The organism is Jannaschia sp. 2305UL9-9 (assembly GCF_041403465.1).
Taxonomy (GTDB): Bacteria; Pseudomonadota; Alphaproteobacteria; order Rhodobacterales; family Rhodobacteraceae; genus Jannaschia.
The window spans coordinates 375,714-387,916 of record NZ_JBGEHM010000002.1 but is presented as its reverse complement, the minus strand read 5'-3'; the positions used below and the strand labels follow the sequence as shown (position 1 = coordinate 387,916).

Genomic DNA, 12,203 nt, shown 5'->3' with positions numbered 1-12,203 from the left:
CCCCACCCCGAGAACCCGATGTCCGATAACGCCAAGATCCTGTCCGAGATGAACGACCGCTCCCGCGAGGTATTTCGTCGGGTGGTCGAAGGGTATCTTGGCACCGGCGATCCGGTGGGCAGCCGCACGTTGACGCGCACGATGTCCGAACAGGTGTCGGCGGCGACCGTGCGCAACGTGATGCAGGATCTGGAGTATCTGGGCCTGATACAGGCGCCCCACGTCTCTGCTGGGCGCATTCCGACACAGGCCGGCCTGCGCATGTTCGTTGACGGCCTGCTGGAGGCGACGCTGGGCGACGAGGACCGCGACAAGATCGAGGCCTCCGTCGGATCGTCCGAAGCCGATGTCGGCAAGATGATGGACCGCGTCGGCAACGCCCTGTCCGGCATCACGCAGGGCGCGTCCCTTGTCCTGGCCCCAAAGCACGAGGCCCCGATCAAGCATATCGAATTCGTGTCCCTCGCTGCGGACCGGGCGCTTGTGGTGCTGGTCTTTGCCGATGGCCACGTCGAGAACCGCGTGTTCGTCCCGCCCCCCGGCCAGACGCCGTCGTCGATGCGCGAGGCGGCGAATTTCCTGAACGCGATGATCGACGGCAAGACGATCTCGGACCTGCGCGGCCTGATGGCGGCCGAGGTCGACGCGCGGCGGCAGGAGATCGACATCCTGGCCCACGACCTTATCGAACAGGGTCTTGCCGCGTGGGAGAACGAGGGCGAACGGTCCGAGCGCCTGATCGTGCGCGGCCGTGCCAACCTGCTGGGCGAAGGGGCCGATCCCGCCGATCTCGACCGCATCCGCAGCCTGTTCGACGACCTCGAACGCAAGCGGGACATCACCGAGTTCCTGTCCCTTGCGGAAACGGGGGAAGGTGTGCGCATTTTCATCGGGTCGGAAAACAAACTCTTCTCACTTTCCGGTTCATCTCTGGTGGTTTCCCCCTATATGAACGCGGATCGCAAAATCGTCGGTGCGGTCGGCGTGATCGGTCCGACCCGTCTGAATTATGGACGGATCGTGCCGATCGTCGATTACACCGCACAGTTGGTCGGACGTATCCTGTCCGGCCCCCAAAGATAGAGAACCACGAAGAGGGTGAGCATGGCTGAGCCAAAGGAAAATCCGTTCCTCGATGACCCCGAGGATATGGAAGAGGATTTCGACCTCGACGCCGCGATGGAAGAGGGCGACGGACCGACCGCGCCCGCCACGTCCCGCGCCAACGTCGAGGCGATCACCGCCGAGCGGGATGAATTGCGCGACCGCCTGATGCGGTCTCTGGCCGAGGCCGAGAACGTGCGCAAACGCGCCGCCCGCGACCGTGTCGAGGCAGAGCAGTACGGCGGCTCCAAGCTGGCCCGTGACCTGCTGCCGGTCTACGACAACCTGCGCCGCGCGCTGGATGCCGCCGGTGACGGCAAGGACGGCGTGATCGAGGGGATCCAGCTGACGCTGAAGGCCCTGATCGACGTGTTCGGCAAGCACGGCATTTCGCTGATCTCGCCCGAGGTCGGTGACAAGTTCGACCCGCAGGTGCATCAGGCGATGTTCGAGGCGCCCCTGCCCGGCACCAAGGCCGGAGAGATCATCCAGATTGCCTCCGAAGGGTTCTTCCTGCACGACCGCCTGTTGCGGCCCGCGCAGGTCGGCGTGTCGTCCACGCCCGCGTGATTGCGCGCGGCGGGGCGGATTACTCCGCCCTGCCGTCCTTCAGCGCCTTGAGTTCATAGATCAGGTCCAATGCCTCTCGCGGGCTCAGCGTATCTGGCAGAACATCGCCCAACCTTGCTTCGACGGCGCTCGTCTTCGGTGGCGTCGGTGCCGGCACCGGTGTCGCGCTGAACAGCGGCAGGTCGTCGATCATGGCCTTCGGTGCCGTCTTGCCCGATCTTTCCCCTTCTTCCAACGCCGTCAGAACGGCCCGGGCGCGGGTGACGACAGACTGCGGCAGGCCCGCCAGCTTGGCGACCTGCACCCCGTAGGACCGGTCTGCCGCGCCATCGCGCACCTCGTGCAGGAAGATCACGTCGCCTTCCCATTCCCGCACGGCGACGGTCGCGTTCTCGACCCCGTCGAGGCGACCGGCCAGAACCGTCATTTCGTGGTAATGCGTCGCGAACAGCGCGCGGCAACGGTTGATGTCGTGCAGATGCTCCAGCGTGGCCCAAGCGATGGACAGGCCGTCATAGGTCGCGGTGCCGCGACCGATCTCATCCAGAATGACGAAACTGCGGTCGTCCGCCTGGTTCAGGATCGCCGCCGTCTCCACCATCTCTACCATGAATGTCGACCGCCCTCGGGCAAGGTCATCCGAGGCCCCTACCCGGCTGAACAACTGCGTGACGATCCCGATATGGGCCGCCTCGGCGGGCACGAAGGATCCGCATTGCGCCAGCACCGCGATCAGGGCGTTCTGGCGCAGCCATGTGGATTTACCTGCCATGTTCGGCCCGGTCAGCAGCCGGATTGCTGCGCCGTCCGTCGCGGTCAGCGTCGTGTCGTTCGTCACGAAGGGTGTTCCGTCGCGTTTCAGCGCGCGTTCGACGACGGGGTGACGACCTGCGGTGATGTCGAAGGCCCGGCTGGTGTCGACCCTGGGGCGACACCACCCTTCCCCCGTTGCAAGATCGGCAAGCGCCGTCGTGACGTCCAGTTCCGCAAGGGTCCGCGCGGCGGTGAAGATCCTATCGGACGCGGCCAGCACGTTGGTGCGCAGTTCCGAGAAGATATGGCTTTCCCGCTCCTGCGCGCGTCCGCCGGCATTCAGGATCTTGGTCTCCAACTCGGACAGTTCGACGGTCGTGAACCGGACCTGGTTGGCCGTCGTCTGCCGATGGATGAACCTGTCATCCGCACGCATCCTGTCCGCATGGGTCGCGGTCGTTTCGATGAAGTAGCCCAGCACGTTGTTGTGCTTGACCTTCAACGTGGTGATCCCCGTCGCAGCCACGTAGTCGGCCTGCAGGGCGGCGATGACGCCGCGGCCTTCGTCACGCAGTCGCCGCATCTCATCGAGTTCGCCGTCATACCCGCTTGCCACCACGCCCCCGTCGCGCAGCATCAGGGGCGGTTCCGCGACAAGGGCGGTGTCCAGAAGGTCGCGCAATGCCTCCAACCCGATCAAACCCGTCACATCCAGCGGCAGATCAGTCTCGTGAATCGTGGAATAGAGCCTGTCTGCTGCAGCAAGCCCATCGCGCACGGCCGCAAGATCACGCGGGCCCCCACGGTCCAGCGACAATCGCGACAAGGCGCGATCCATATCTGGCACACGTCGCAGGACGGCCCGCAGATCGCTTGCCATGGCCGCTTCCACGGTGGCCCATTCGACTGCGTCGAGCCGGGCCTTGATCGTGTCCGTCACCGCCGAGGGGGCCGCGAGGCGCCGCTCCAGCAGGCGGCCGCCTGCCGCTGTCACGGTGCGGTCGATCGCCCATAGCAGGGATCCGTCCCGCCCGCCCGATGCCCCGCGCGTCAACTCCAGGCTGCGCCGCGTGGCGGTATCGATGGCCATCAGGTCCGACGCGGCCTCGCGCCGCGGCGTGCGCATCAGGGGCAACTGACCGCGCTGTGTCAGTTCCACGTATTCGATCAGCGCGCCCATGGCCGACAGCTCGGCGCGTTCGAAACTGCCGAAGGCGTCGAGGGAGCCGACGTCGAACATCGCCCGCAACCGTGCCTCGGCAGAGGCGGAGTCGAATGCGCTGCGCCCCAGCGGTGTTGCCGCCGCGCCAAGATCCTCGACCACCGAAATGGCGTCGGACCCTTCGACCAGAACGACTTCGGCGACGCCGATCCGCGCCAGATCGGGGCCAAGCCGCACGCGGGGACAGATCGCCACGTGGAACGCCCCCGTCGAGACATCCGCCCATGCCAGGGCCCCGGTGCCCCGCACCTCCGCCCATGCGGCAAGGTAGTTGTGCGCCCGCGCGTCCAGCAGGGTATCCTCGGTCAAGGTGCCCGGCGTCACAAGGCGCACGATGCCGCGTTTGACGACGGACTTGGATCCGCGCTTCTTTGCCTCGGCCGGGCTTTCGAGCTGCTCGCAAACCGCGACGCGGAACCCCTTGCGGATAAGGGTCATCAGGTAGTTTTCCGCGGAATGCACAGGCACGCCGCACATCGGGATGTCTTCACCCAGATGCTTGCCCCGCTTGGTCAGGGCGATATCCAGCGCGGCGGCCGCCGCAACGGCATCATCGAAGAACAATTCGTAGAAATCGCCCATCCGGTAGAACAGCAGGGCATCGGGCGCCTCTGCCTTGATCTCAAGGAACTGGGCCATCATCGGCGTGACTGACATTTGGGCCCCTCCGTTAGCGGTCGCACCCTACCGTCCGTGCGCGCCGCCCGCTACACCATCCTGACCCGAGGGAGGAAGACAATGGCCGGACGTACAAGGATCACCGACGCAGAGGCGCTGAGCTACCATCTGGAGCCGCGGCCCGGAAAGATCGAGATCAATGCCTCGACCGCGATGGCGACGCAACGTGATCTGTCTCTGGCCTATTCCCCCGGTGTCGCCGTGCCCTGCGAACGGATCGCCGCCGACCCTGCGCTGGCCTATGACTACACCACCAAGGGCAACCTCGTGGCGGTGATTTCCAACGGGACGGCGGTTCTGGGCCTTGGCAACCTTGGTGCGCTGGCCTCCAAACCGGTGATGGAGGGGAAGGCGGTCCTGTTCAAACGCTTTGCCGACGTCAATTCCATCGACATCGAGCTGGACACGGAAGAAGTCGACGCCTTCGTCGCGGCCGTCAAGCTGATGGGGCCGTCCTTCGGGGGCATCAACCTGGAGGACATCAAGGCGCCCGAATGCTTCATGATCGAAAGCCGCCTGAAGGAGGAGATGGACATCCCCGTCTTCCACGACGATCAGCACGGCACCGCCGTGATCTGCGCCGCCGGGTTGATCAACGCGCTGCACCTGTCGGGCAAGAAGATCGAGGACGTGCGCATCGTCCTGAACGGCGCGGGGGCGGCGGGGATCGCCTGTCTCGAGTTGTTGAAATCCATGGGCGCACGGCACGAGAACTGCATCATGTGCGACACCAAGGGCGTGATCTATCAGGGTCGGTCCGAGGGGATGAACCAGTGGAAGTCGGCCCATGCCGTCAAGACCGACCTGCGCAGCCTTGAACAGGCGATGCAGGGGGCGGATGTGTTTCTGGGGGTTTCCGCCAAGGGTGCCGTGACTCAGGACATGGTCGCCAGCATGGCCGACAATCCCGTCATCTTCGCCATGGCCAACCCCGACCCGGAGATCACCCCGGAGGAGGCGCACGAGGTTCGCGCCGATGCCATCGTGGCGACGGGGCGGTCGGACTATCCCAACCAGGTGAACAATGTCCTGGGCTTTCCCTATCTCTTCCGCGGGGCCCTCGACATCCACGCGCGCGCCATCAACGACGAGATGAAGATCGCCTGTGCCGAGGCCTTGGCCGAACTCGCGCGCGAGGACGTGCCGGACGAGGTGGCGATGGCTTACGGTCGCAAGCTGACCTTCGGGCGCGATTACATCATCCCGACCCCTTTCGACCCGCGCCTGATCCACGTCATCCCGCCCGCCGTGGCTCGCGCGGGGATGGACACCGGGGTTGCCCGCCGCCCCATCGTGGACATGGAACGCTATACCAATGACCTTGCCGCGCGAATGGATCCGACGGCGTCCATCCTGCAGGGGCTGTCGTCGCGGTCGCGGCAGGCGCAGGCGCGCATGATCTTTGCCGAAGGGGATGATCCCCGCGTCCTGCGCGCCGCCGTTGCCTATCAGCGCAACGGCTATGGCAAGGCGCTGGTGGTGGGGCGGTCGGATGACGTGCGCGAAAAGCTGGAGGCCGCGGGCCTTGGCGATGCCGTCCGCGAACTGGAGGTCGTGAACGCGGCCAATACCCGGCATCTGGATGCCTACAAGGCGCATCTCTACAAGCGGTTGCAGCGGCAGGGATATGACGCGCAGGACGTCCACCGCCTTGCCACGCGCGACCGCCATGTCTTTGCGGCGCTGATGCTGGCCCATGACCACGGTGACGGGTTGGTGACGGGGGCCACGCGCAAATCGGCCCATGCGATCCGCCTTTTGAATCATGTCTTCGAGATCCAGAGCAACGATCAGGCCGTGGGGATCACGGCGCTTCTGCATCGGGGGCGCATCGTTCTGATCGGTGATACGCTGGTGCACGAATGGCCGGAGGAGGAAGACCTTGCCACCATTGCCGAGGCGGGCGCCCGCGTTGCCCGTGGTTTCGGAATGGAGCCTCGCGTCGCCTTCGTCAGCTTCTCGACCTTCGGCTACCCGGTGTCGGAACGCGCGACCAAGATGCATTTGGCGCCCGATGTCCTGAAAGCGCGCGGGGCGGATTTCGAATACGAGGGCGAGATGACCGTGGATGTCGCCTTGAACCCGGAGGTGGCCGCGAACTATCCGTTCTCGCGCCTGACGGGACCGGCGAACGTTCTGGTCGTGCCGGCGCGGCATTCGGCGTCGATCTCGGTCAAGCTGATGCAGGAAATGGCCGGGGCCACCGTGATCGGCCCGATCCTGACCGGGATCGAACGACCGATCCAGATCGCATCGACCGGGTCCACGGCCTCGGATATCCTGAACATGGCGTTGCTGGCGGCCTGTCGCGTGGGTGGATAGCAGGGCATTGCCCGCCGCCCGGGCCGGTGATCGGGGCACGATGCCAGATAGCAAAAGGGGCGCCCACAGGACGCCCCTTTCGTTTTTTCGGCTGTTCGACGGATCGGACCTTATTGCGTCATCCCGTCCCAGAACCCTTTGACCTTGCGGAAGAAGCTGTCGCCTTGCGGGTTGTTGTCCGCATCGATCTTTTCGAATTCGCGCAACAGTTCCTTCTGCTTGGAGGTCAGGTTCACCGGCGTCTCGATCGCCATCTCGATGAACATGTCGCCGACACCGCCACCGCGCAGGGCGGGCATGCCCTTGCCGCGCAGGCGCATCTGACGCCCGGTCTGCGACCCGGCCGGGACCTTCACGCGGGACCGGCCACCATCGATGGTCGGCACCTCGACCTCTCCGCCCAAGGCAGCGGCGGTCATCGACACGGGCACGGCGCAATAGAGGTTCACGCCATCACGTTGAAAGATCGGGTGATCCGCAACTTCGATGAAGATATAGAGATCCCCCGTCGGCCCACCGCGCAGGCCAGCCTCGCCCTCGCCGGTCAGGCGGATGCGCGTGCCGGTTTCGACACCGGCCGGCACGTTGACCGACAGCTGACGCTCCTTCTCGACACGACCGCCGCCGCCGCATTGCGAACAGGGGTTCTTGATGATCTGACCCGCACCCGAACAGGTGGGACAGGTCCGTTCGACGGTGAAGAAGCCCTGCTGCGCGCGCACCTTGCCCATGCCGGAACAGGTCGGGCAGGTCGCGGGCTCCGAGGCACCTTCGGTCCCCTTGCCGTCGCATTTCGTGCACTGCACGGCGGTCGGAACCGTGATCGTCTTCTGTTCGCCGGCGAAGGCTTCTTCGAGCGTGATGCGCATGTTGTAGCGCAGGTCCGACCCGCGCGATGCACGCGCCCGACCGCCCCGACCCTGTTGGCCGGGCTGCCCGCCCATGAAGTCACCGAAGAGGTCTTCGAACACGTCCGAAAAAGCGCTGGCAAAGTCGCCCTGCCCCTGCGGTCCGGCACCCGGACGGCGCGGTCCGCCGCCGCCCATGCCACCCTCGAAGGCGGCGTGGCCGAAGCGGTCGTAGGCGGCCTTCTTCTCGGCGTCCTTCAGAACGTCGTAGGCCTCGTTGGCTTCCTTGAATTGTGCTTCCGCGTTGGGGTTGTCGGAATTGCGGTCGGGGTGCAGTTCCTTTGCCTTGGTGCGGAAGGCTTTCTTGATTTCGTCGGGACTCGCGCCGCGCGCGACGCCGAGCGTCTCGTAATAGTCACGTTTGGCCATGGATTATCCTCCAACGACAAGGCCGGCCCGCGGGGGGCCGGCCTGACGTGTTGCAACATGCCAGCAGGAATCAGGCCCGCTTCTGATCGTCGTCCAGATCTTCGAAATCCGCATCGAGGATCTCGTCGTCCGGACCGGCAGTGCCCTCGTCGGCGGGGGCGGCGGTGTCGTCATCACCGGCCTGCGCCTTGTAGATGGCCTCGCCCAGACGCATGGCCGCTTCGGTCACGTTCTGGATGCCGGACTTGATCTTCTCGGCATCGTCGCCTTCCATGACCTCTTCCAGCGCGGAAACCGCCAGTTCGATTGCCTCGACGGTGGACGGATCCACCTTGTCGCCGTGATCCTCGACCGACTTTTTGGTCGAATGCACGAGGCTTTCGGCCTGGTTCTTGGCTTCCACCAGATCGCGGCGCTTCTTGTCGGCGTCGGCGTTTGCCTCTGCGTCCTTGACCATCTGTTCGATGTCCACATCCGACAGACCGCCAGAGGCCTGGATCGTGATCTGCTGTTCCTTGCCGGTGCCCTTATCCTTGGCGCCCACCGACACGATGCCGTTGGCGTCGATGTCGAAGGTCACTTCGATCTGGGGCATGCCACGCGGGCTGGGCGGGATGTCTTCGAGGTTGAAGTTGCCGAGCATCTTGTTGTCGGCGGCCATCTCGCGTTCGCCCTGGAACACGCGGATCGTCACGGCGTTCTGGTTGTCCTCGGCGGTCGAGAACACCTGCGACTTCTTGGTCGGGATCGTCGTGTTGCGGTCGATCAGGCGGGTGAACACGCCACCCAGCGTCTCGATGCCGAGCGACAGGGGCGTCACGTCCAGCAGAACCACATCCTTGACGTCGCCTTGCAGGACACCGGCCTGAATGGCGGCGCCCATTGCGACGACCTCATCGGGGTTCACACCCTTGTGCGGCTCCTTGCCGAAGAACTTGGTCACCTCTTCGATGACCTTCGGCATACGCGTCATGCCGCCGACCAGAACGACTTCGTCGATGTCGGAGGTCGACAGACCTGCATCCTTCAGAGCCTCTTTGCAGGGCTTGATGGAGTTCTTGATCAGGTCACCGACCAGGCTTTCCAGCTTGGCACGCGTCAGCTTCATGACCATGTGCAGCGGCTGACCGTTCGACCCCATCGAGATGAAGGGCTGGTTGATCTCGGTCTGCTGGCTGGACGACAGTTCGATCTTGGCCTTTTCCGCCGCCTCTTTCAGGCGCTGCAGGGCCATCTTGTCCTGCGTCAGGTCTGCGCCATGCTCCTTTTTGAACTCCTCCGCGAGGTAGTTCACGATGCGCATGTCGAAGTCTTCGCCACCAAGGAAGGTGTCGCCGTTGGTCGACTTTACCTCGAAGAGGCCGTCGTCGATTTCCAGGATCGTGACGTCGAAGGTACCACCACCAAGGTCGTAGACGGCGATCGTGCGCGTCTCTTGCTTGTCGAGGCCATAGGCCAGCGCGGCTGCCGTCGGCTCGTTGATGATGCGCAGCACTTCCAGACCGGCGATCTTGCCGGCGTCCTTGGTTGCCTGACGCTGGGCGTCGTTGAAGTAGGCGGGCACGGTGATCACGGCTTGGGTGACGTCTTCGCCCAGATAGGATTCAGCCGTTTCCTTCATCTTCTGCAGGATCAGCGCGCTGACCTGCGCGGGCGAGAACTTCTCGCCGCGAATCTCGACCCAGGCGTCGCCGTTTCCGGACACGACGTTGAAGGGGAGGTTCTTCTTGTCCTTGTTCAGGTGCTCGTCGTTGAACCGGCGACCGATCAGGCGCTTGACGCCGAACACGGTGTTTTCCGGGTTCGTGACGGCCTGCCGCTTGGCGGGCTGACCGACCAGGCGTTCGTTTTCGGTGTAGCCGACGATGGATGGTGTGGTGCGGGCCCCTTCCGCGTTCTCGATCACGCGGGGGGTGGCCCCGTCCATGATGGCGACGCAGGAGTTCGTGGTCCCGAGGTCGATGCCGATGACTTTTGCCATTTCGAAGTGTCCTCTCTAGGCGATTTGCTCGAACCGAAGCCCTGACGGCACTTCGGTCCTCATCCCGAATGAATACGGATCGGGTCCAATGCACCCTTTCCGCGGTTCGTGGGGTATATAGTGAGGGGGTTTTGGGGTCGCAAGGATGTGAAGGGACTCAAATTGACGGAAAGCGTGGCACGCGAAATCAGGGGCTTTCGCATATTCGACGGAATGCTCGGTGCGACGGCCCAAAGGGACATGGTTGCAGACGTGCGCCGCGTGGTGCGCGCCGCACCCCTGTTCGCACCCGTCACGGCGCGGGGGCAGGCGATGTCCGTCCGCATGACCTCGGCCGGGGCGCGGGGGTGGGTCACGGACCGGCGTGGATATCGCTATCAGGCGATGCATCCCGGCGGTATGCCATGGCCCCCGATCCCCGACAGCATCCTTGCCGTCTGGAATGCCGTGGTGCCACAGGCCCGGTCGCCGGATACCTGTCTGATCAACTGGTACGCCCCGGCTGCGCGGATGGGCCTGCATCAGGATCGGGACGAGGCGGACCTGACGCAGCCGGTCGTGTCTATCTCGTTGGGCGACGATGCGCTGTTCCGTATCGGCAATACGGAGCGGGGCGGCAGGACCGAAAGCCTCTGGCTGCGGTCCGGTGACGTCCTCGTCATGGGGGGTGCCGCGCGTCTGACCTATCACGGGGTGGATCGGATCGCGCCCGGCACCTCGACCCTGCTGGATGCACCGGGGCGGATCAACCTGACGCTGCGGGTGGCCGGCTAGCGTGCCAGCGTGCAACAACCCGCCAGCATCTCGTTGCCATGAAAGGCGACGACCTCGATCCCATAGGCCCGGTCGGACATGCCGTCGGAACACCGGTTGCGCATCAGGACCCCGCGAAAGGTCCGGTCGGCCAGATCTACGGTCAGGCCATGACGCGTCAGGTTCGCAAGCGGCGTCTGTCGGCTGCGCAGGGTGCCCGGGGTGGTGCCGGCAGGGGTGAGGAACGCGGCCTGCGGCGCGACATGCAGGGTCCAGAACGGTTCCGTCCCGAAACAGCGGGTCACCTGCGGATGGCTGTATGTCCACTGTCCCGGACGACGGTCGAGAAACGTCAGGGACACCCACCCCACGCCTTCACCGACGTTCACCTGTCCCCATGTCTCGGTATCGTTCGGGGCGATCACCTCCACCCCCGTCGCGTCCGGCGCGAGGGTTCCGAGAATGGCGGCGCCCGCGTCCGGGGCGCTGCGGATGTTCAGCACGTCGTTCACCGCCACGCCCGTCACGTCGAACAGGGCGGGCCATGCGTCCTGCGTCGCGAAAGCGGGGGCCGCCAGCCAGATCAACAGGACGGCAAGCGCCCTCACCGACCCGCGTTCCACGAAAGCGAGGCGTGCCGCTTGGTATAGAATTCCGCCATCAGGCCGATCAGGATCAATATCAGCGACAGGATCAGCGGGTAGGTCCAGCTGGTGTAATGCGGGTTGTAGTTCACGAAGGTGAAGCCACGCGACTGGTCGATGGTGTGGAACAGGGGGTTCCAGCTGAAATAACTCAGCCACGCACCCGGCAGGGAATTGGCAACGAACATCTTGCCCGAGAACACCATATTGGCCCGCGAATAGATCGTATTGGCGATCTGGGCGAAGTTCGGGAACCACGGTTTGATCGCCAGCAGGATCAGGCCGATCCCGATGCCCGAAAACCAAGCCAGCATGAACATCATCGCCGATCCGGTCGGGTCCGAGATATAGACCGGGTGCCACGCCACGTGGACCGCGAACAACACGACGGCCAGCGACAGGGTCTGCAGATACAGCGCCGACAGGGCGGCGGCAGCGATGGCCACGGCCGTGTTCATCGGCGCGTGTTTCATCATCGGGGATGCGGGGCCTTCGGCGCCGAAGACCGCGCCGATCGTCTTGATATGCGTCAGGAACAGGAAGATGCCCGACATCAGGTACAACAGGAAATCGCCCCTGATCGCGCTGCCGCGCATGCCCAGAAGGGAAAACAGAATGAAGAACGCAGCAAGGAAGATCACGGTCTGCAGGACGTTTATTCCGAGGGCGAGCAGCGCATTGCCATGCCCCTTGCGCGATTGGCGCACGGTGGCGTGAAAGATCAGTTCCACCAGGGTGAACGCACTGGTCAGCGCGGTCTGTCGTCTTTCAACTCGAAACACCTTGGTTTGCCTTCTCGTCTTGCTAAGGGTGCCGGCAGGCTACCATAATCGGGCAACGCGCCAAAGACCTTCGGATTTTCACCGGATACTACCTCCGGATATATTAACGGGAAGACA

At 64.5% G+C, this 12,203-nt stretch carries 9 protein-coding genes; 4 read left to right on the top strand and 5 right to left on the bottom strand.

The features are described 5' to 3' along the window. Nucleotides 1-18 precede the first annotated feature (18 nt). Both hrcA and V6N07_RS09715 read left to right on the top strand, forming a co-directional pair. The gene (gene hrcA / locus V6N07_RS09720) at nt 19-1,083 is read left to right on the top strand and encodes a heat-inducible transcriptional repressor HrcA (protein WP_371156800.1); all 1,065 of its coding nucleotides are present in this window, start codon (nt 19-21) and stop codon (nt 1,081-1,083) included. Nucleotides 1,084-1,104: 21 nt separating this feature from the next. After that, on the top strand, nt 1,105-1,674 hold the full coding sequence (locus tag V6N07_RS09715; protein ID WP_371155979.1) for a nucleotide exchange factor GrpE: 570 nt from the start codon (nt 1,105-1,107) through the stop codon (nt 1,672-1,674). A gap of 19 nt (nt 1,675-1,693) precedes the next feature. Here the strand turns inward: V6N07_RS09715 and mutS are convergent, their stop codons facing one another. After that, nucleotides 1,694-4,306 (bottom strand): DNA mismatch repair protein MutS, encoded by a 2,613-nt coding sequence (gene mutS / locus V6N07_RS09710; protein ID WP_371155977.1) that lies wholly within the window; start codon nt 4,304-4,306, stop codon nt 1,694-1,696. Between the two features lie 81 nt (nt 4,307-4,387). On the opposite strand from mutS, the gene V6N07_RS09705 reads away from it, so the two are divergent. Then, nucleotides 4,388-6,649: an NADP-dependent malic enzyme gene (locus tag V6N07_RS09705; protein ID WP_371155976.1), complete on the top strand. Its 2,262-nt coding sequence runs from the start codon at nt 4,388-4,390 to the stop codon at nt 6,647-6,649. Between the two features lie 110 nt (nt 6,650-6,759). Here the strand turns inward: V6N07_RS09705 and dnaJ are convergent, their stop codons facing one another. Together dnaJ and dnaK are read right to left on the bottom strand one after the other, a co-directional pair. Next, nucleotides 6,760-7,926 (bottom strand): molecular chaperone DnaJ, encoded by a 1,167-nt coding sequence (gene dnaJ / locus V6N07_RS09700; protein WP_371155975.1) that lies wholly within the window; start codon nt 7,924-7,926, stop codon nt 6,760-6,762. Between the two features lie 70 nt (nt 7,927-7,996). After that, nucleotides 7,997-9,907 carry a molecular chaperone DnaK gene (gene dnaK / locus V6N07_RS09695; RefSeq protein WP_371155974.1) on the bottom strand — a complete coding sequence of 637 codons (1,911 nt, stop codon included), beginning with the start codon at nt 9,905-9,907 and terminating at the stop codon, nt 7,997-7,999. A 174-nt stretch (nt 9,908-10,081) separates the two neighbouring features. On the opposite strand from dnaK, the gene V6N07_RS09690 reads away from it, so the two are divergent. Next, nucleotides 10,082-10,681, top strand: a complete 600-nt coding sequence (locus V6N07_RS09690) for an alpha-ketoglutarate-dependent dioxygenase AlkB (RefSeq protein ID WP_371155973.1) — start codon at nt 10,082-10,084, stop codon at nt 10,679-10,681. Here V6N07_RS09690 and V6N07_RS09685 read toward each other — a convergent pair. Both V6N07_RS09685 and V6N07_RS09680 read right to left on the bottom strand, forming a co-directional pair. Continuing rightward, complete coding sequence (locus tag V6N07_RS09685; protein WP_371155971.1) at nt 10,678-11,268, bottom strand: SH3 domain-containing protein; 591 nt, start codon at nt 11,266-11,268, stop codon at nt 10,678-10,680. The two genes, V6N07_RS09690 and V6N07_RS09685, sit on opposite strands and share 4 nt — an antisense overlap. Next, nucleotides 11,265-12,086 carry an ABC transporter permease gene (locus tag V6N07_RS09680; protein ID WP_371155970.1) on the bottom strand — a complete coding sequence of 274 codons (822 nt, stop codon included), beginning with the start codon at nt 12,084-12,086 and terminating at the stop codon, nt 11,265-11,267. The genes V6N07_RS09685 and V6N07_RS09680 overlap by 4 nt, the downstream gene beginning before the upstream one ends. Nucleotides 12,087-12,203 lie beyond the last annotated feature (117 nt).

Bases quoted from the DNA above. Each gene is read 5' to 3' on its own strand.
- hrcA (WP_371156800.1), top strand. From the start codon at position 19: ATGTCCGATAACGCCAAGATCCTGTCCGAGATGAACGACCGCTCCCGC.
- V6N07_RS09715 (WP_371155979.1), top strand. From the start codon at position 1,105: ATGGCTGAGCCAAAGGAAAATCCGTTCCTCGATGACCCCGAGGATATG.
- mutS (WP_371155977.1), bottom strand. From the start codon at position 4,306: ATGTCAGTCACGCCGATGATGGCCCAGTTCCTTGAGATCAAGGCAGAG.
- V6N07_RS09705 (WP_371155976.1), top strand. From the start codon at position 4,388: ATGGCCGGACGTACAAGGATCACCGACGCAGAGGCGCTGAGCTACCAT.
- dnaJ (WP_371155975.1), bottom strand. From the start codon at position 7,926: ATGGCCAAACGTGACTATTACGAGACGCTCGGCGTCGCGCGCGGCGCG.
- dnaK (WP_371155974.1), bottom strand. From the start codon at position 9,907: ATGGCAAAAGTCATCGGCATCGACCTCGGGACCACGAACTCCTGCGTC.